Consider the following 17,939-nt stretch of genomic DNA (forward strand, 5'->3'; position numbering starts at 1 on the left):
CTTAGATTTCCTCTTCCATGGCAAACACGAGGGTCAGGATTGCCCCGAAGACAACCAGGTAGACCCCGATGTCAAAGACCAGCACCGTCGACAGAGGCAGGCCCTTGTCATCGCCTTCAGCACCGATGAAGAGCCATTGGCCCGTGAACAGCGCATCACCGAAGGCCGCCGCGGCAAGGCCCGCAACAAGTGCGATGCCCAGACCGGCCATTGCGATGGTTTGTGGCATGATCCGAAGGGCCGCGCGCGCATCTGCCGTGCCACATCCGATCGCATAAAGCACAAAGCCGGTTGCGCCGATCAGACCGCCGATAAAGCCGCCCCCCGGCTCGTTGTGACCGCGTAGAAGCATATAGATGGAAAATAGCAGCAGGATGCCAACAACATAGCGACTGCCGATCCGCAGGATAATGGAGTTCATTCGGATTTCTCCTTCGCGGTCGTCCGCAGCAGCGCGTAGGCCGAGAGTGAGGCGATGACGACCACCGCGATCTCGCCAAAGGTGTCGAGTGCCCGGAAGTCCACGAGGATAACATTTACAATGTTGCGCCCGAAAGCCTCCGGCCAGCTTGTGACTTCGAAATACTCGGTGAGGCGTAGATCAAGTGGTGTTGCCAGAACAGCAAGCAAAGTCAGCGTCACAACACCACCCACACCTATGGCAAGGACAGCGTCCCATGGCCTGTGGTCGCTTTCTCCTTGGGCATCCAAGAACGGCAGCCGCAGCATGGCAACGGCGACCAGCACAACGATAAGCGTCTCCACAAGCAACTGGGTGATAGCGACATCCGGTGCGCTGAAAATGATGAAGATCAGCGCCACGCCAATTCCAACCACGCCAAGGGCCGCAACAGCCGCGATGCGCGATCTGGTGGTGGCGGCGATCAGGGTGCCAACCGTGATCAGTGCCACAACAGCCCAGTTGCGCAAGGCAATCCCTGTGAGATCAGGCAGGACGTTCCCTATGCCACGGACCAGCATCGTGCCGCCCAGACCAACCAGCACAGTGGCAAAGGTGATGAAGATATACTGACGCAGGACCCCCGATTGCAGATATTTCGTCTGCCACCACGCAAAGGCTTTAAGCCCGGAAAGAAATGCGTCCCACCCCCGGTCGAAATTCGGGGCCGCGTTGTCGGCGCGGATCAGGAGGTTTCTTAACGGGCGGTGAATTACATAGATCAGAAGACCCAAAACGAACGTCGCGATGCTGAGGAAGAGCGGAAGGTTCACGCCTGCCCAAAGTTTTAGCTCCTTGGCATCTGTCGGATCCCCCAGGAAGGTCGCAACCGTCGGATTTACCAGTGGAACCTGTAGCAAATCAGGGTTGATGCCGAAGATCGCCCCGGCAGCGGCCAGAAGAACAGGACCGGCCAGCATTTGCCAGGGCGCTTCGCGTGGTGTGCGTGGCAGCTCGCTGTCGGTTTTGCGCCAGAAGGGACGAAATGCCACGACGCCCGCGACCGCCAGCATCAGAGCGTTGGCAAGAAGGACTGCGCCCGCCACGAAAACCGGCTCTGATGCGACGGCAAGAGCTCCTGCGTATTTCAGTTCTTTGCCGATGAAGCCCAGAAACGGCGGAAAGCCTGCCATCGACAAAGCTGCGATGGCTGCTGCGATGGCTGTGACCGGCATGACCCGCCCCAGACCACCCAGAATCTCGGCCTCTCGCGTGCCGGTTGCATGGTCGATACACCCCACGACAAGGAACAGCGCCGCTTTGTAAAGCGAATGGACGATCAAGAAAGTCACAAATGCGGTGATCGCGTAGCTCGAGGTTTGGCCCAGGAAGAGAGTAAGCGTGCCAAGCGCCATCAGCGTTGTATAGGCCAGCGCTTGTTTCAGATCGGTTTGACGCAAGGCCAGAAAGCTTGCGAAGACGGCGGTCACAGCACCAAAGATTGTCAGCGTCCAAAGCCACACATCTGTGCCGGAAAACGCGGGATGCATACGGGCCAGAAGATAAACGCCCGCTTTGACCATCGTCGCAGAATGAAGGAACGCGCTGACCGGCGTGGGCGCCGCCATCGCATTTGGCAGCCAGAAATGAAACGGAAACTGTGCGGATTTGGTGAATGCACCTGCCAGAAGAAGGATCAGGATTGGTAGGTACATTTCATGGGCCCGGATCTCGTCACCTTTGGCAAGAATCTCGGATATCTCGAAGGTGCCCGCGGATATACCCAGCAAAATGAGCCCGGCCAGAAGGGCCAAGGCACCGGCGCCGGTCACAAAGAGCGCCTGTAGGGCGGAGCGGCGGCCTTTCGTGGTCTCATGCCCAAAACCGATCAGCAGATAGGACGTGATTGTCGTGAGTTCCCAGAACACGAACAGCCCGATCAGGTTGTCGGCAAGCACAAGACCCAACATTGCCAGCATAAAGGATGTCAGGAACAACGCGAACCGCGCGTATTGAACGTGACCGGCCAGATATGTGTTCGAGTAGAGAAGGACCAACGTGCCGATGCCGCTGATCAAAAGTGAGAAGGTCAGGCTGAGACCGTCAACAAGAAAGGACAGCTTGATGCCCAGCGATGGCACCCAGTCATAGGACCACCGCAGCACATCGCCCGCTGAGATTTGAGGCACGAGGGTGAGGAAAAAAACGAAGATCGCGCCCGAGATCAAAACGGGCACCACGCCTGCAAACCCGTTTCCGGAGCGGCGTGATGGTTCGTCGTTGGTCATCTTGTCCCTTTGCCCTGTTGAGGGTCGCATTTTTTACACAACGAGATCCTGAGAGGTCGAAAAGACCTGTCAAATATCATCACACATGTACCTATTGTTTTAGAGCGCTTTTCTGGGTTTCCAGTCTATCGGCAGTGTTTCTGCAATCTCACGTTCCTCAGACCTGCACAATGGCATGTTATTCTACGGGCGAGGTAAAGTTCGGGGGCTTCACCGCAACCACAGAGCAGGCCACTCTGTTCAGAATCGTCTCTGCTGTATTGCCAATGAACACCCCTGCAACGCCTGTTCTGCCAACCGTGCCCATGACGACGGTATCGATGTTTTTGCCGCGCACAAACTCCGGGATTATCTCCCCAGCAATACCTTTCAGGTGGAGGACCCGAATGTCGATGCCCTCATCCGCGAAGCCGGACATAAGCTGCGATAGCTTTTCCGCGCTGTCTTCCTTCTCGCGTTCGATGATTGAGGTGATCTCGCTTTCCTGCATCTTGATCAAACCGTGGCGCAGGGTGCTTTCTTCCTGAACGCGCCATGTGTTTATGACCGTGACCTTTGCGTCATCCTCGCGGGCAAGCGATGTCGCCAGTTCCATCACCATCTGGCTCAGACGATGGCGCTGTGTTTCATCCGGGTTCGGGTCGACGGCCGCGAGGATATGTTTTGACCGGGGCGTCTCCTGTGATTTGACGATCCACACGGGGCAGGGGCATTTGCGCAGAAGATGCATGTCTGCCCCCTTGAATAACAATCCGTCGGCATCGAGCTGGGCACCCTTGATTACCAAATCATGGTTTTCACGCAGCACGCGACGGATAACCTGAACAAAAGGAATGCCTTGCTGCACAGTCTTTCGCACGACAATGCCGTCGGCGCGCAGGGGCTCTGCCAAACGTTCCAAGCGCGCCCGGTGAACTTCAAGAACCTGATCTTCGATCTCATGCACGCGTGCGCCGGGAAGCGCCGCAAACATCCGCGCCAGCGTTCCGGGTTCCGCGTCAACGATATCCATCAACGTGACCATGGCGCCATTTGCTTTCGCCAACCAGCGCACCCGTTCAAACGCGTCCTCAGTTGCACTGAGATCGCCGCATACCATCAGAATATTCTTGAAACGCTTCATTGAGACCCGCTGATTTTTCGATGTGAGACACCCGATATGGGAAGGCTTTCTAATCGCTCAACTCTAAAATAAGGTGATATTTGATAGAATTTAACTATTAGAGCTGGCCAATGCCGACATTGCAGCAACTGAAATATCTCGTGGCCGTCGCCGATCACCTTCATTTTCGGCGGGCCGCGGAAGCGTGCAAAGTGACTCAACCGACCCTGAGTGCGCAGTTAAAAGAGCTTGAGGGCGAGCTGGGTGTCCAACTGGTCGAACGCAGCAGATCCCGGGTCGTCATCACGCCTTTGGGGCGGCGCGTGATCGACAAGGCCCGAGATGTGTTGCGGAACATCGCCGAGATTGAAGCACTGGCAAAGACCAGCGAAGCCATGTTGGAAGACATGATCAAGATCGGTGTAGTGCAATCGCTAGGATCCTACTTTCTGCCGTTGATTGTGCCGGATCTGCACAAAAGCCATCCCAAGCTGAGGCTTTACATGCGTGAAGGGCTGCCCGACATGCTGCTCCGGGGGCTAGAGGAGGGGGCGCTCGACCTTCTTTTCTTCCCATTGCCGCTGGGTCGGGCTGACCTGTCCAGCATTCCGGTCTTTCGCGAACCGCTCTTGGTGGTGGCACCTCACGATCATCCGGTGGCGAAGATGGACAGGTTCGACCCCGCTCTTATGAAAGATGAAAATATCCTGACTTTGGAGCCCGGGCATAAGCTCTACGAGCAGGTTCGCGCGCTGTGTGATGATTTCGGTGCGAGGCTGTCGCGGGATTATGAGGGAACCAGCCTCGATACGCTCCGACAGATGGTTGCAATGGGGATGGGCTTATCCCTCTTGCCAGCGCTTTACGTCAAATCAGAAGTGGCTCATCAGGACATCGTTGTTGCAAGACGGTTCAGAGGCAAAGAGCCGTCTCGCACGATTGGAATGGTCTGGCGCAAAGGAACCGCGCGGGAAGACGAATATATGGCCTTGGCCGCATTGATCCGCGGGATTTTGAGACGACGCGCATCGGAAGTGACCGTGGTCACCTAAACCGCGGGGAGCAGGCCCCATTGTGCCGCGCGTACGGCCGCAGTTGTCCGGCTGGTTGCATCAAATTTCTGCATCAAGCGACGACAGAACGTATCAACAGTGTGGGGAGAGATTGAGAGGATCGTGCTGATGTCCTGATTGCTTTTACCGCGCGCGATCCACAAAAGAACCTCGGTTTCCCGGCGGCTCAGCTTTTGGCGCAATGTTGTCCCTTGTTCTTCATACAAGTGATTTTTCAGCGCGACGACTGTGCCCATTGATATTCTCCTGCCCATAATGTGGACGCTTCCGTGATCCGTTATGCGAAACCAATTTTAAGTTCGACGGCTTATGAATCGTCATCAATTTTTCACATATATTAACGAAGGAAGTTGCTGCTAGCAATAAAATTTAGCATAAACTCCGGTTTCGCCGCAGGTGTCCGGAGATTTCGACATGAGGTCAAAGGCTTACAAATAAGGGCTCGGGCTAGGGTCTCGTGATTTCTCCTAGTGTAGCGAGGGGAATCGCAAACCTGAAACGTGCACCACGTCCTTGGACCTCTGACGACACGAAGTGCAGACGCCCACCCCACCGTTCGACGACACCACGTGCCACAGCTAGGCCAAGACCGGTGCCCTGTTGCTTCGCACGTGTCGTATAAAGCGGGTCGAAGATCTTGTCTTGGATATCCGGTGAAATACCGGGGCCGTCATCGGTCACATCAATCAGAAGTGCCAAGCTTTCCTGTTGGATGCCGATGGTCACCCGGGCGTCCTGACCGCCGGCCTCAAACGCGTTCCGCACAAGATTGAGCAGAACCTGAAGCAACCCGGTCACATCGCAATGAAGAAGCGGGTTGCAGACACTTTCGGCGATGTCCCATTCGATTGCGTTTGGTGTCGCCGCGTCAATGACGTTTCGAACCTGGGCAATCGCTTCGTCAAATGCCACAGGCTTGGCCGCATCGTCAGTTTGCCTGACATACGCCAGCGCGCTGTGGGTGATGTCTCTGGCGCGATTGATGGCCTCTAATGCCTTATCGAGCGTATCATCGGCTTTTTTCGTTTCACCACGTTCGATCATGGTTTTCGCCAAGGCGCCAAAGGACAAAGCTGGCTGCAGCATGTTGGACAATTCATGGGCCATACCGCTCGCGAAGTAATTCAGAGCTTCCGTTCGCTGAGCTTCTTCAAGTGCGCGGGACATCGTGCGCCGGTCCCTCTCGGCGGTTTCCCTATCGGTCACATCCTGTGCGATACCAAAAATCGCGGCGAGACGCCCATCGTCGCCATATTCGATAGACGCATCGATGGAGACGGTGCGGGCAGCACCATCGGTCGGTCGGACGACGTTCAGGACACAAGCAAAGCCTGGCGCGTTGGAGGCAACAGCCGCCCGTGCACTGGTTTCAAACCGTTCCAGATCTGCCGGGGGCAGGGCAGGTGCGGCGCGATCCGTTCCCAGCTTGTCAAGGGAGGGGTCGTCAATGCCAAAGATCTCGTACATTTGATCCGACCAGTCCAGACGGCGCGAGATATAGTCGTTGTAGAAATATCCAAGATTTCCCATGCGCTGCGCTCGATTAAGCTGCAGGTTCCGCGCATCGTCGGCGCGCTGCTGTGCTTGCTGCCGCGTGATGTCCTGAATGATTCCGAATTCAGACATCAATCGCCCGTCAGATCGGTAGTCGAATATATGATGACTGCGAATAGTTCGGCGCGTGCCGTCAGCGCGGCGGATTATCTCAGTGGTGTGAATCAATTCAGCGGCGGTTTCCAAAATCGAGTCGGTCTTCCGCCGTTGGTAGACCGCAAAGTCATCTGCATCATAGCTGTCTTTCCAGTGCTCCATTCCGAACCAGGGCGAGCTTGAGGAAGGTACACCGAAGATCTCGTAGACCTCATCGGACCAGAAGCTTTCCCGCATCAGATAATCGTGGCGAAAGTGCCCGAACTCGCCCACTTGTTGCGCGCGCTGAAAAAGCGCTTCGCGTTCGGCAGCCTCTATACGCGCATTCTCGCTTTCCGTGATGTCCTGCGCGATCCCGTATTCAAGTTTGACGTTACCGTTCTGATCATACTCGAAAATGCGTTCGCTGAAGAGGCCGCGCACCTCATCGTCGGATCTTCGGCGGAGCCAGAAGGTGTCCGTCAGAAGGCGACCCTGACGCGCGATGACCTCTGCACGTTGGATCTCGTAGCGCTCAAATTCCCCTTCGAGAAACAGGTCTGCCCAATGCGCAACGCCAAACCATTTTTTCGTTGGTTTTTCAATGCCCAGGAGTTCATAAATCATGTCGGAATAATCACTTTCCTGATTGACATGATCATGTCTGAAATGGCCCATGCGGCCGATCCGTTCCGCCCGCTTGAATTCCCGCTCGCTGTCGATCACCGCGCGCAGTGCATCCTCATATTCCGTGACATCCTGCGCGACGCCGAAAAGGCGCGTGACGACGCCATGTTCATCCTTATCTGGAATGATCTCGCCCCGAAAACACCGACGCTCGCCCGTATCCAGCCGCTTGGCTGTAATGGTCTGCTTGATCGACTGGCCAGTATTGATCGCTTGGGAAATGCGTTTGAGGGCCGCATCGGCATCGGAGGGCGTGTAGATCTTCTCGAGCAGACTTTCGAGCGGTGCTGTCTGGCCCTTTGGCAATCCGATCAGCCTTGCAAGACCCGTCGACAGCGTGACGTCCTTTGTTTCGACATCCAACGCATAGTAGCCAATGCGTCCCACAAGTTGGGCGCGTTCAAGAAGGCCACGCTCGGTTGTCAGATCGCGTTCCAAGCGGTCTTGTTCGGTGACGTCTGCAATCACGCTGAACATGGCGCCGACCTTTCCATTAGCAGTCCGCTGAGGGTGGTTTTCGAACAGAAACACCCGTCGTTCGCCGGTATCTGCCCTGAGGATGGGAAGGCGGGCGCTATAGCTCTCGCCGGTCTGGATGGCCTCTGCGCGTCTGGCTGTGCTTGCGGCATGTGCGCGGGGGCTGAGCACCTTCGCGGCAATTATGTCGTATGACACCGGTTGCTCCGGCTTTGGCAGGCCAATCATGGTCCATATCATGTCGGAAGCTTCAAAGACGTCATTGATCATATCTTCGATCGCATAACCGATGCGCGCCAGCCTTTGACCTTGGGCAAACAGGTCCATTTCCATCGGGCTGACCGCTGCTTTTTCAGGTGTAAGCTCTGTCCCGATCACAAGGACCCAGTCTGGATAGGCTGCCAAGGGACGGCCGACCCGGAACTCTATCGAGGTTTGTCCGTCAATCAGCTCGTGGGTGAATGCAGATCCTGTGCGCTCTGCAAAATCTTCAACAAACTGCTCTGGAAGTTTGCCGCTGGACACTAAGGTATTTTGAAACTGCTGATTTCCTACGAACTCTCCATGCTCAAGGTGGATAGCCACGGCAAAACCGGGCAGCGCATCAACGATATCACGCAGGTCGGACTTTATCGCCATATGCACCCCAGAGCTTACAGAAAGCCAAAGAATGACCTGAAACCATCTAGCCAACAACAGGCAAGGTTCCTCTGATCCTCAAGGTTGACGCTTGCGTCAACTTGCCTTGGCGGTTTATTGCTCTCAGCATCAAAGTTGTGGGAAATCAATGGCCCGACGTTCAGAGCGACACCTTTTGGGACTCGCAGCGCTGCATGAGCGCGTTGCCCGTGCCATCTATGAAGAGCGGGGGCCGAAGGTTTTGCAGCCGGGCCAATGGTCCGCCCTGAGGTTCTTTGAGCGCGCCGGGGGCGAGGCCCGGACGGTGACTGCGTTGTCAAAATATCTCGGTGTGACGCTAGGGCCCGCAAGCAGGGCTGCCGCCGCGCTGGAGCGGCGCGGCCTGATCTCCCCAAGTCCGAACCCAAAGGACAGGCGCGGTCTTATTTTTGAATTGACGGAGCAGGGTCGTGCGCAACTGGCGAAGGATCCTTTGAAACGTTTCGCCTCAGCCCTTGGCGCGGCGGACGACACGGATCGGGAGGCGTTCTCGAGAGTGCTTTTCCATCTCTTTGATGAGCTGGACACCACAAAGGGGAGGGTGTGATGGCCCATGTTCTTGTCGTCGACGACGATACTCACGTTCGCGCTGCATTGCGCGCAGTTTTGGATGAGAACGGATATACCGTATCCGAGGCCGAGACGACCGGTGTGGCCAAAGATATGCTGTCGGATGAGGCGCACGCGGTGTCCGCGATACTTTTGGACATCTGGTTGCCCGAAGAGGGCGGCGTTGCTTTTCTGAGAGAGCTTCGATCCAATGGATCAGACTTACCCATTGTGATGATGTCGGGTGGCGGACCGGGTCGCTCTCTGGAAGACGCGATCGCTTTGGCGGATGCATCGGGCGCGGACGCGGTCTTGATTAAACCATTTCAGAACAAAGAATTGCTGGACGCACTTGATGGCGCTTTGAACTGATACGGCTTAGTGCGTCTCGGGCTCTTCCGGTTTTGAGATGAGACCCGTTATCTTCGCAAAAATCCACTCGGCGAATGTCAGGAGCAGAAAACCCGCGACCAGCAAGACGACAAAGCGCAACTCCCAAAGCCAAGTTCTTCTTAAAATGCTAATCTGGTCATAGGCGAACCATGCGGCGCCCGAGGCGGCCAGCATGCAGATGATCGATAGAATGCGCGACATCAACGTATCACCTTCACGGTATCTTCCTCGATGAAGAAAATATTCAAATTTCCACGTTTTTCGACGCGGCCTTCCGCTTCGATGAAGATCGCCGTGTAATCCATCATCGTGTCACCAAGGGATTGACCGTCCGCGTTTGCAAGTAGAAAAAATTCCGATCCGTCGACCTTATCTGTTGCGACAAATACCGGGGGAACATCACCCGCGAGGCATAGATTGGCGCAGGCCTTATGGGCCAAGCCGCGCCCGGGACGCATCGCGCCGATCAGGCACTTGCCGTCACAAATCTCGCCGGTCAGACGCCAGCGGCCAAGATCGTCGGTTTCTATCTGGGGTATGGCACCGTCCGCGGGACGCAGACCGTTCATACCGTTCGCAAGTTGCAATCCGCTCAGGTCGCCCCGTTCCAATTTGGTGCCTGCAGCGCGCACATATTGGCCGTCGACTTTGGATGCCCGGTCGCGAACGCCGATCTTGCCGTTGCCCGACAGGATCAGCGGTGTGCCGGGCTCATAACGCTCGCTCTCGACCACATGCAGTACCGGGTAGGGATCCGTTTGCAGCACACCATGGGCGACTGCGCGGCCCATGAACGCGCCATCGCCGGGATCATCCTGCGTGGCAGATACAAGATAAGCGAACACACCTGCCAGCAGCAACAAGCCCAACGCGACACCCGCCAGGAACGGGCGCAGTAAATCGGGCGGGGCGGCCCATCCTATGAAAAACGGCTCGTCTTGGCTCTGGTTCATTGCGACCCCTCCGACAGTCTAAGCGGATCGACATAAGTGCCTGGAAGATTGGCATTCCGGTTCAACTCGACCCGATCACCGTTCCAGCGCAGCGCGTAGGTGGGGATCGTTTCGGTAAACGGCTCGGGCGAACGCCCATCAGCCATACGATACTGGAACCCGTGCCACGGACAAGTGATGCAACCGTCGATGATGCGCCCTTCGCCCAACGGTCCGTTTTGATGCGCACAGGCGTTCGAGACTGCGGACAGCTTGCCATCATATCGAAAGATGGCGGCACGCTCATTACCGCGTAATTGTATGATGCGTGCGCGATTTTCCGGAATTTCCGACGGCGGGCCAAGATCGATCCATTCGCTGTCAGCGGATCGCAATCGATCCTGTCGCCAAGCCGCAACGTGAAGGATTGCAACCAGCAGAGCGCCACTTGCAAACAGAATGGCGAAGGTCGGGTTCTTGGTGTCCTGCAAGTACCCAAGCGCCACATGCAGCACCAAGGCAATGTAGGCGGGATAGATCAGCAAATGAAGGCGCTTCCATACGGGCGCCGTCAGGAACGATAGCCAGAAATCGTGGCTGGTTGCGGCGAGAACGGCAAGAACGAAAAGCGCGAAAATACCGAAAGGTTCAATGGGAAAGCCCAAGATTTGCCCGAAGCTTGTGTTGGACGCGATCATCGCCTCGTAGCGTGCCATTGGCGTGAAATTGTAGTACCAGCCGTAGACATATGTCGCGTGGGTAAAGGCAACAATTGTCGTCAAAACACCGAAATGGCGCCTGTTGTACAGGAGCGGCAGGAACCGGCGATCAAGCCGCGCCAGCGGACCGATGCACAGGATCACTGTCAGCATCAGGAATGCGCAGGATCCAAACGCCCGCATTCGCACAATCTGACCGTCCGTCGGTCGCGTGAAGTCCGCCTGTGGGGCGCCGAGCCTGAGAAAAACGATGATGTATATAACAACGAATGCAATCAGAACAGCATCATACAGCCATTTGTTCATGTTCCATTGAACGGGGACATATTTGACGCTCATAAGCCGTCCTCCAACTGAACGGCCGGACGCTCGAACGGGCCATCTTGCCGAATAACCAGAGCAGCAAAAATCAAAAACGGCAGCAGAACGGCCAGCGTGAGAGTCAGGCGGGGCTGCCATGTCAGCGGCGGTCTGTGACGCGCGGGCTCATCTGCGCGGCCCGTTTCCAGCACGATCCATCGCCACAACACCAGCGGCCAGATCAACAGGACACCGGGGATCAACATTGGTCGAAACACCCATGTGTTCTGCGCGTTCTCGTCAATCCGCCCAAGCCCCACAACGAGAAAAGGCAATGCAACCAACGCACCCACGGCGAGATAGATCTGTCCTGTGAGCAGTATCATTGCCGCCATGCTATTGTCCCTCATTCGTGCGTCCGTTGAGTCAGCAGCATTCTCCATGACCTGGCGTCAAAGCAAGTCTCGATCACTTGTTATGGGGTATAAGAGCGCAAATGCGCGCTCATTCGGGCGCGTCTTCATGGAATTTGAGGCCAAGCAGCGCCGCTATCACGATCAAACCCGAGAGAACGGCGACCGCTGCAGTCCATCCAAACGCGACAAAGATCTGACCCAATATCAAAGCACCGGCAATCCCGCCGATGTAGTAGCTGGCCAAATAGAGCCCGTTCGCCGCTGCGTGATCGTGCTGCGCGCTGCGTCCGACGAACGCCGTCGCGACGGATTGGCCAAAGAAAAGCGCCGCACCGACCAAAGTGAGCCCTAATAGCATCAATGCCAGACTGGATGTGGCCAATAACATCAACCCGACCAATGTCACCGCCATCGTTGCCAGAAAGGTCGGGCGCGCACCATGGCGTCTTGTAACGGCTGACGCCACAGGGGTTGTCAGGATAGCTGGAACAAAGACCAGATAGACCAAGCCTATATACATTTGCGGCAGCGCGAAGGGCGGTTCCGCAATGACGAAGTTGACGTAGCTGAAGACCCCCACAAAGACGAAAAGCATGATGAAACCGATCCCGAATGCGGCACGGAGGCGAGGGTTGCCCAGATGGGTGCGCCACGCAGCAAAGACGGACGAAGCCGCAGGTGTGCTGGAGGACAGCGGCGGGCCATCCTTGAAATACAAAAAAGCGATCAGCGCACCTGCGAGATTCAGCACCGAGAAGGCGTAAAAGCTCTCTGCCAATCCGAAATTGTCCGCCAGTCCTGAGGCCAAGAGCCGTCCAAAGAGGTTCGAGGCGACGTTGCCCGTGATATAGGCGGCCATGGCCCCGCCGATGGCGGTCAATGTGCAGCGCTCGGACAAGTGGGTCAGAGTCAAGGTAAAGGCCGTGGACATAAAGACCCCTTGGAGAACCCGCAGGATCGTGAAGGTGGTCAGGTCCTGCGTGACGCCGAGCAGGGCTGTGGGGATGGACAACAGCGCGAGGCTGATCCAGATGCCCGCCGCCCGCTTGATCCGGTTCGCAAATGCGGCGACCAACAGGCTGGCTGCGGCCATGCCGATGGTGCTGGCGTTGACCGCAAAGCCCATCACTGACGCGCTAACGCTATAGACCTCCGTCAAGGTCGGCAGCAATGCCTGACTGCCGAACAGGTCAACCAAGGTCAGAAATGCAATGATCGCGATGAGGGCGCTGCGCCTGAGAACTGCGGTTTTGCTTTTCCTCCGGCAGACCTGCAAGCTCCGGCCCCATACCGTTGGCATTGAGCGGATCAAGCATATCGATTTGAGTGTCGCTGGCCGTCATCTTGCCGATCCCGGATGCCTGACTGATTTAGGTAAGCTTAGTCGTTCAACATGCTGTTTATGGGGGGGGTTCCGGCCATGTGCTGGACGCCTACATCTCGGAACATATCCTGTAGATCTATCGTTGATCGATTTTCGATGTCATCGAAATGCGTCTTGAGCCATCGGTCCGCAGCGTTCCGGCCGATATCGCGGAGATGGACCAGAAACTCCCACTCGGAGTTCAGCTTGGAAGACGCGCCGAGGTCGCTCATCTCGTTTCCTCCTTCGATCATATGAACGTACATTTTTCGAAAGTCATCGGTTGAAACTTTGCCCTGACATAAGAGGCGATCAATCAGGTCAATGGACCGCAACTCCTTGAGCAAGGAGCTGTTGAAGGTGATCTCGTTGACACGGTTTAGAATATCCTGGGCCGAGCGCGGCGTGCCCTTCCGTTCCATCGGGTTGATCTGCACGATCAGGATATCACTTGCGGGGCTGTGGTCGATGAACGGATAGAGCACCGGATTGCCCATATAGCCGCCATCCCAATAAGGCGTTCCGTCGATTTCAACTGCCTTAAACATAAAAGGCAGGCAGGCGGATGCCATAATAACGTCGATCGTAATTTCGTTGCGGCGAAACACGCGCACGGTCCCGGTTTCCACATTTGTGGCCGACAGAAAAATCTCCATATCGGTTTCGCCAGCAACCTTGTCGAAGTCTATGAAGTCGCACAGCAAATCGCGAAGGGGATTAAATCCGAAAGGGTTGATGTCATAAGGCGACGTCAGGCGGTTCATGATGTCCATCATCATGTAGCCAGGCGAGAAATCGAGTGACCAATTCCCCATCACCTTGTCTAATGGTGTCCGGCGGATCGGGCTCATGCGACCTGCGACGGAAACCTGATGCCAGAACTCGGCCAACGCTTCGCGCGCGCCAGCGGCACCATTGTCATACATGCCTTGCGCCGCGACGACGGCGTTCATCGCGCCGGCGCTTGTTCCGGAAATGGCTTCGACCCACAGAGGATCTTCCTCGAACATCCGGTCGAGAACGCCCCATGTGAACGCGCCGTGTGCGCCGCCGCCTTGCAACGCAAGATTTATGGATTTGGTATGGTGCGCCTGTCGGCCTGTGCCCTTGGCCATCTAGAATGAATTTCCGGTGAACGTCGCGGGTTGTCTGGAATACATTATCTGCCCTCTTGTCATTTAAGGGGGCGGATATCGCCACGCTGTCACCAGCCCCGGCCCACTACTGGCAGATCGTCGACCGGCACCCAAATCAACTTTTCAGAACAAGCCCAATTACAGCAAATTCTCGCGTCGCCGTGTTCGGCGGGGGGTATGTGCCTGTTTTTTGGGCGAATGGCCTATTCCGGGATTTGCGCTTGCCGGAGCGGGGCGGATCGATGCGGCAAAGACACAAGGACTGTAAGTCCGCCTAGCTGGTCCGAGGCGTCGAGCGACAACGAGGCGCCGTAGGCCGCCAAAAGGTCAGTTGCAATCGCCAAGCCAAGTCCGGTTCCCGGTTCCGACGTATCAAGGCGTCCGCCGGATCTCAGCGCGGTGCGGCGGTCTTCCTGAGGAATACCCGGACCGTCATCATCCACGCGAATGAACGTGCCGCCTTCCGCTGACCATGCGTCCACTGTTACGGTCGTCGCGCACCATTTCAAGGCGTTGTCGATGACATTTCCCAGAACCTCTTCAATGTCTTGCGCGTCAATCCTCGCCTGTAGACCGTCCGCAACGTTGATCCGAATTTCCTTGTCGCGTTTGGCGGCCATCGACCGAAAAAGTTTACCCATCCGCTCAATCGTGCGTGTCATATCCGTTGCCGCTGTCGGTGCCGACGCGGCGTTGGATGCACGGATCCGCGCGAGCGACCGGCCCAGTTGGGCATCAATCCGATCAAGCGCGTCCATGGCAGACCCGACATCCATGTCTGCAGCCGCTAAGGAAGACAGTTCGTTCCGGGCGATGGCGGAAGGGGTCTTGAGCGCATGTGCCAGATCAGCAGCTTGCCTGCGTGATCGTTCGATAATGTCGCGGTTTCGCGTCATGAGTGCGTTTATGTCTTCGACCAAAGGCGCCACTTCTTCGGGGTATTCCTGCGGGTCCAGTGCCTTGCCGCTGTCCCACCGATGGGCCACATCATAGCGTAAGGCACTGAGTGGCCGCAGGATCATCGACATCTGAAGAAGCGCACCGATGAACCCGAGAACACCTACAAAGCCGAAAGCGATGAGAACGTTTTGTCTGATCTTCGCACGCTCGATGAGCAGATCAGTCATCGATTCCGCGACAATCACGGTCCAGACACTGTCATCTTCGAATATGATCTTCTGTGTGACCGCCCTGATTCTTTCGTTTTCGGGCCCAAGTCCCGTTCGCAATGCTGGCTCGCTGGGGGCGTCAGCCGTGTGGTCCTTCAGCAAGCTGTCAAAGAGCGATCGCGAGGTCAGTAGGACGCCATCATCTGATTCCGCCTGCCAATACCGCCCGGAATAAGGCCGCTCATATGCGGGATCTGTCAGGTAGGCGCCCAGCAACTCAGGATCCCCACCCGTGTTGTTCAAGGCCACCACGATCTGCAACTGCCGTTCAAGCAGCAATTCGTCGAAGCGGTTCAGCGTGACTGTGTTGATAAAACTTGAAAGTGTGACGATGGCCGTCACGATAGCGGCGCTCAGCCAAAGGCCGCCACCGATCATCGCACGCCGCCGAAGCGATGTTTTCACGCGGTGTCGATCATATATCCGCGTCCGCGTACGGTCTGAATGAAGTCCGGCCGTAACTTCTTGCGCAGGCGGGTGATGAACACAGCGATGGTGTTGGAGTCCCTGTCACCGTCATACTGATAGATATGCTCTGACAATTCGGTGCGCGACACAAGCCGTCCGGAATTGTGAAAGAGGTAGGAAAGCACAGCAATTTCTTGCGATGTAAGATCCACATGATCGCCGTCCAGCGTAACCCGGGCATTTCGTGTGTCGAAGGTAATGCCGTCTTTCTCAAAAACCGGGCTTGCGTGGCCGGATTTCCGGCGCAGCATTGCACGCACACGGGCGGAAAGCTCAGGCATATGGAAGGGTTTGGTGATGTAGTCATCCGCGCCGGCATCAAGGCCATCGACCCGCTCGGACCATCCATCCCGGGCCGTCAGAAGCAGGACGGGGGTTTCAACCTTGTCCGCACGCCATTCCTTGAGAACAGACAGACCGTCCCGCGTGGGCAGGCCGATGTCTAGAATGATAAGATCGTAAGGTTCAGTACTGCCGCGAAAGGCTGCCTCTTCTCCGTCGTGGACAACATCAACGACGCGACCCTCAGCAGCCAGGTTACGGGCGATCTGATTGCTCAGGACAACTTCATCTTCGGCAAGGAGTAATCTCATGGAGAAATGAGCTATTCATGAAATCAGGCTCATTTTGGACCCTTTCAAGGCCTATTTATTCTTTCCGCCTCCGTTGCCACCACCGTTACCGCCGCCATTGCCGCCGCCGTTGCCACCACCGTTACCGCCGCCATTGCCGCCGCCGTTACCGCCGCCATTGCCGCCGCCGTTACCGCCGCCATTGCCGCCGCCGTTACCGCCGCCATTGCCGCCGCCGTTACCGCCGCCATTGCCGCCGCCATTGCCGCCGCCGTTGCCACCACCGTTACCGCCGCCAGTTTCGCGATTTCTACTTTTTTTTCCTGATGTTGACACCGTCTTGACCTTGCCGTCCTTAGCGGCCCGATCAATCTGTTTTGATACGCTGGATCTGCTGGAAACGAGACGTCCGGATCTCGCATCTATGACGACGGCGTCCACTTTGCCATGCGGTTTTGCAACCAGAACCCGGTAATAGAGGCCATCGGCGTCGAACGCCCGGACATCCACAGGATTTGCCTTAAGGTTTTTTCGAACGCCATCGAGAACCCGCTTCACGCTGATCGTTCGGCCCGTCTGCACAAGCTGGCGAAGCTCATCCCGTTCCACCTCACGCACGTCTCCAGCATGGCTGAAATTGGATGTGGCTAACAGAACGAGACTGGCAATGATGGTAAACCGTTTCATACCGCTGCCTAGCAAAAGCCGGATGAACCCAAGATGAACGGGTCATTTCACTGCAGTTCAACACAGATGTGTTTGTCTGATGAGGCGAGGAATCGGTCGCAGGGCTGACGTCGAACGTCAGGAACAGATCGCACCCTCAAGCACGTAGAGTTTAGGGAGAGGGAGGTGAAGATGGGATACGCTGTAGAACGCTTGCTGAAAGCGCACGTCCTGTCCGCCGCTCTGTTTGTCGCAATGACCACAGGTGGCGCACTCGTGATGGCACAGATCGGGTATGCGGACGAGCTTCAACCACAAGACAGCGCGGTTCTCGGTGGGCGAAAATCTGTCAAGGTCGCGCTCCGCGTTCAGCCGGGCTTTGAGGCACGACCCGCAGCATCGCTTTTCGCCAAGGGCGTTGATCGGAGGCTGCATCATCTGACGGCTGCGCGTCCGGCGCATAAAAGCCTGAAGGTTGCGCGATCAATACAAGCATCGCCACCCAAGATTGAGGCGCGCCGCAGCATCCAGGCCATCGATCTTGACCGTGCGCGTGTGTTCACGTCGCAGACCCAAACATCGGCGCGACTGGCAGATCTTGAAGGCACCTTGGCCGCGATGGATGCTGGGTCCGATACCGCCACGCTTACATCCGAGATTGCATCCGAGCGCATACGTCTTGCCGCGTTCAAATCGGAACTTTTGGAACTGCAAATCGAGCGTGACTTGGTCGCTGCGGTGCCGAATGCCATCGGCGAGATCGGTGATTTGAAGATACAGGGAGCGGCTCAGAACAAAACTCATCCGCCGTCTTTAAAATCGAAGGGCGGCGCCAAGGTGATCAACATGATCGAACAACATTCGGTCAACTAGAAGATTAAGAACGCGCACGGGCCTCCCGGCCTGACGCATATAACGACTG

At 56.5% G+C, this 17,939-nt stretch carries 19 protein-coding genes; 4 read left to right on the forward strand and 15 right to left on the reverse strand.

What is annotated here, in order from left to right:
* Nucleotide 1: 1 nt before the first annotated feature.
* From KIN_RS06150 to KIN_RS06160, 3 genes are all read right to left on the reverse strand, one after another.
* Complete coding sequence (locus KIN_RS06150; RefSeq protein WP_159805040.1) at nt 2-421, reverse strand: Na+/H+ antiporter subunit B; 420 nt, start codon at nt 419-421, stop codon at nt 2-4.
* Nucleotides 418-2,688: a putative monovalent cation/H+ antiporter subunit A gene (locus KIN_RS06155; protein ID WP_159805041.1), complete on the reverse strand. Its 2,271-nt coding sequence runs from the start codon at nt 2,686-2,688 to the stop codon at nt 418-420. The genes KIN_RS06150 and KIN_RS06155 overlap by 4 nt, the downstream gene beginning before the upstream one ends.
* Before the next feature lie 178 nt (nt 2,689-2,866).
* On the reverse strand, nt 2,867-3,811 hold the full coding sequence (locus KIN_RS06160) for a universal stress protein (protein ID WP_159805042.1): 945 nt from the start codon (nt 3,809-3,811) through the stop codon (nt 2,867-2,869).
* 110 nt (nt 3,812-3,921) lie between these two features.
* On the opposite strand from KIN_RS06160, the gene KIN_RS06165 reads away from it, so the two are divergent.
* On the forward strand, nt 3,922-4,842 hold the full coding sequence (locus KIN_RS06165) for a LysR substrate-binding domain-containing protein (RefSeq protein WP_159805043.1): 921 nt from the start codon (nt 3,922-3,924) through the stop codon (nt 4,840-4,842).
* On the opposite strand, the gene KIN_RS06170 is transcribed toward KIN_RS06165, so the two are convergent.
* Entirely contained in the window at nt 4,839-5,099 is a 261-nt protein-coding gene (locus KIN_RS06170; protein ID WP_243144825.1) for a response regulator transcription factor, read from the reverse strand. The two genes, KIN_RS06165 and KIN_RS06170, sit on opposite strands and share 4 nt — an antisense overlap.
* Before the next feature lie 211 nt (nt 5,100-5,310).
* Nucleotides 5,311-8,295 (reverse strand): PAS domain-containing sensor histidine kinase, encoded by a 2,985-nt coding sequence (locus KIN_RS06175; protein ID WP_159805045.1) that lies wholly within the window; start codon nt 8,293-8,295, stop codon nt 5,311-5,313.
* A 148-nt stretch (nt 8,296-8,443) separates the two neighbouring features.
* On the opposite strand from KIN_RS06175, the gene KIN_RS06180 reads away from it, so the two are divergent.
* A complete protein-coding gene (locus KIN_RS06180; RefSeq protein WP_159805046.1) occupies nt 8,444-8,881 on the forward strand; it encodes a MarR family winged helix-turn-helix transcriptional regulator in 438 nt (145 codons plus the stop codon).
* Entirely contained in the window at nt 8,881-9,255 is a 375-nt protein-coding gene (locus KIN_RS06185; protein WP_159805047.1) for a response regulator, read from the forward strand. Before KIN_RS06180 ends, KIN_RS06185 begins: the two co-directional genes overlap by 1 nt.
* Nucleotides 9,256-9,261: 6 nt before the next feature.
* Here the strand turns inward: KIN_RS06185 and KIN_RS06190 are convergent, their stop codons facing one another.
* From KIN_RS06190 to KIN_RS22295, 10 genes are all read right to left on the reverse strand, one after another.
* Nucleotides 9,262-9,477 (reverse strand): hypothetical protein, encoded by a 216-nt coding sequence (locus KIN_RS06190; protein WP_159805048.1) that lies wholly within the window; start codon nt 9,475-9,477, stop codon nt 9,262-9,264.
* Nucleotides 9,477-10,229, reverse strand: a complete 753-nt coding sequence (locus KIN_RS06195) for a hypothetical protein (RefSeq protein WP_243144826.1) — start codon at nt 10,227-10,229, stop codon at nt 9,477-9,479. Before KIN_RS06195 ends, KIN_RS06190 begins: the two co-directional genes overlap by 1 nt.
* The gene (locus KIN_RS06200; protein ID WP_159805049.1) at nt 10,226-11,266 is read right to left on the reverse strand and encodes a Rieske 2Fe-2S domain-containing protein; all 1,041 of its coding nucleotides are present in this window, start codon (nt 11,264-11,266) and stop codon (nt 10,226-10,228) included. The genes KIN_RS06195 and KIN_RS06200 overlap by 4 nt, the downstream gene beginning before the upstream one ends.
* Complete coding sequence (locus KIN_RS22285) at nt 11,263-11,637, reverse strand: hypothetical protein (protein ID WP_207710115.1); 375 nt, start codon at nt 11,635-11,637, stop codon at nt 11,263-11,265. The genes KIN_RS06200 and KIN_RS22285 overlap by 4 nt, the downstream gene beginning before the upstream one ends.
* Before the next feature lie 94 nt (nt 11,638-11,731).
* Nucleotides 11,732-12,841, reverse strand: coding sequence for an MFS transporter (locus KIN_RS06210; protein ID WP_207710116.1), 1,110 nt, complete (start codon nt 12,839-12,841; stop codon nt 11,732-11,734).
* Nucleotides 12,834-12,986, reverse strand: coding sequence for a hypothetical protein (locus tag KIN_RS22290; protein ID WP_207710117.1), 153 nt, complete (start codon nt 12,984-12,986; stop codon nt 12,834-12,836). Before KIN_RS22290 ends, KIN_RS06210 begins: the two co-directional genes overlap by 8 nt.
* 37 nt (nt 12,987-13,023) lie before the next feature.
* The gene (locus tag KIN_RS06215; protein WP_159805051.1) at nt 13,024-14,121 is read right to left on the reverse strand and encodes a patatin-like phospholipase family protein; all 1,098 of its coding nucleotides are present in this window, start codon (nt 14,119-14,121) and stop codon (nt 13,024-13,026) included.
* A 224-nt stretch (nt 14,122-14,345) separates the two neighbouring features.
* Nucleotides 14,346-15,716: an ATP-binding protein gene (locus KIN_RS06220; protein WP_159805052.1), complete on the reverse strand. Its 1,371-nt coding sequence runs from the start codon at nt 15,714-15,716 to the stop codon at nt 14,346-14,348.
* Entirely contained in the window at nt 15,713-16,372 is a 660-nt protein-coding gene (locus KIN_RS06225; protein WP_159805053.1) for a response regulator transcription factor, read from the reverse strand. The genes KIN_RS06220 and KIN_RS06225 overlap by 4 nt, the downstream gene beginning before the upstream one ends.
* 51 nt (nt 16,373-16,423) lie before the next feature.
* Nucleotides 16,424-17,038, reverse strand: a complete 615-nt coding sequence (locus KIN_RS22295; protein ID WP_207710118.1) for a hypothetical protein — start codon at nt 17,036-17,038, stop codon at nt 16,424-16,426.
* A gap of 171 nt (nt 17,039-17,209) precedes the next feature.
* Here KIN_RS22295 and KIN_RS06235 point away from each other — a divergent pair, with 171 nt between their 5' ends.
* The gene (locus KIN_RS06235) at nt 17,210-17,890 is read left to right on the forward strand and encodes a hypothetical protein (protein ID WP_159805054.1); all 681 of its coding nucleotides are present in this window, start codon (nt 17,210-17,212) and stop codon (nt 17,888-17,890) included.
* Nucleotides 17,891-17,939 lie beyond the last annotated feature (49 nt).

Origin of the sequence: Litoreibacter roseus (assembly GCF_009811795.1) — a bacterium.
In the GTDB taxonomy this organism is placed as follows: domain Bacteria; phylum Pseudomonadota; class Alphaproteobacteria; order Rhodobacterales; family Rhodobacteraceae; genus Litoreibacter; species Litoreibacter roseus.

Coding starts and splice junctions, on each gene's coding strand:
- KIN_RS06225 (WP_159805053.1), bottom strand. CDS start 16,372: ATGAGATTACTCCTTGCCGAAGATGAAGTTGTCCTGAGCAATCAGATC.
- KIN_RS06150 (WP_159805040.1), bottom strand. CDS start 421: ATGAACTCCATTATCCTGCGGATCGGCAGTCGCTATGTTGTTGGCATC.
- KIN_RS06170 (WP_243144825.1), bottom strand. CDS start 5,099: ATGGGCACAGTCGTCGCGCTGAAAAATCACTTGTATGAAGAACAAGGG.
- KIN_RS06200 (WP_159805049.1), bottom strand. CDS start 11,266: ATGAGCGTCAAATATGTCCCCGTTCAATGGAACATGAACAAATGGCTG.
- KIN_RS06190 (WP_159805048.1), bottom strand. CDS start 9,477: ATGTCGCGCATTCTATCGATCATCTGCATGCTGGCCGCCTCGGGCGCC.
- KIN_RS06235 (WP_159805054.1), top strand. CDS start 17,210: ATGGGATACGCTGTAGAACGCTTGCTGAAAGCGCACGTCCTGTCCGCC.
- KIN_RS06180 (WP_159805046.1), top strand. CDS start 8,444: ATGGCCCGACGTTCAGAGCGACACCTTTTGGGACTCGCAGCGCTGCAT.
- KIN_RS06175 (WP_159805045.1), bottom strand. CDS start 8,295: ATGGCGATAAAGTCCGACCTGCGTGATATCGTTGATGCGCTGCCCGGT.
- KIN_RS06160 (WP_159805042.1), bottom strand. CDS start 3,811: ATGAAGCGTTTCAAGAATATTCTGATGGTATGCGGCGATCTCAGTGCA.
- KIN_RS06165 (WP_159805043.1), top strand. CDS start 3,922: ATGCCGACATTGCAGCAACTGAAATATCTCGTGGCCGTCGCCGATCAC.
- KIN_RS06195 (WP_243144826.1), bottom strand. CDS start 10,229: ATGAACCAGAGCCAAGACGAGCCGTTTTTCATAGGATGGGCCGCCCCG.
- KIN_RS06185 (WP_159805047.1), top strand. CDS start 8,881: ATGGCCCATGTTCTTGTCGTCGACGACGATACTCACGTTCGCGCTGCA.
- KIN_RS22295 (WP_207710118.1), bottom strand. CDS start 17,038: ATGAAACGGTTTACCATCATTGCCAGTCTCGTTCTGTTAGCCACATCC.
- KIN_RS06215 (WP_159805051.1), bottom strand. CDS start 14,121: ATGGCCAAGGGCACAGGCCGACAGGCGCACCATACCAAATCCATAAAT.
- KIN_RS06155 (WP_159805041.1), bottom strand. CDS start 2,688: ATGACCAACGACGAACCATCACGCCGCTCCGGAAACGGGTTTGCAGGC.
- KIN_RS22285 (WP_207710115.1), bottom strand. CDS start 11,637: ATGAGGGACAATAGCATGGCGGCAATGATACTGCTCACAGGACAGATC.
- KIN_RS22290 (WP_207710117.1), bottom strand. CDS start 12,986: ATGACGGCCAGCGACACTCAAATCGATATGCTTGATCCGCTCAATGCC.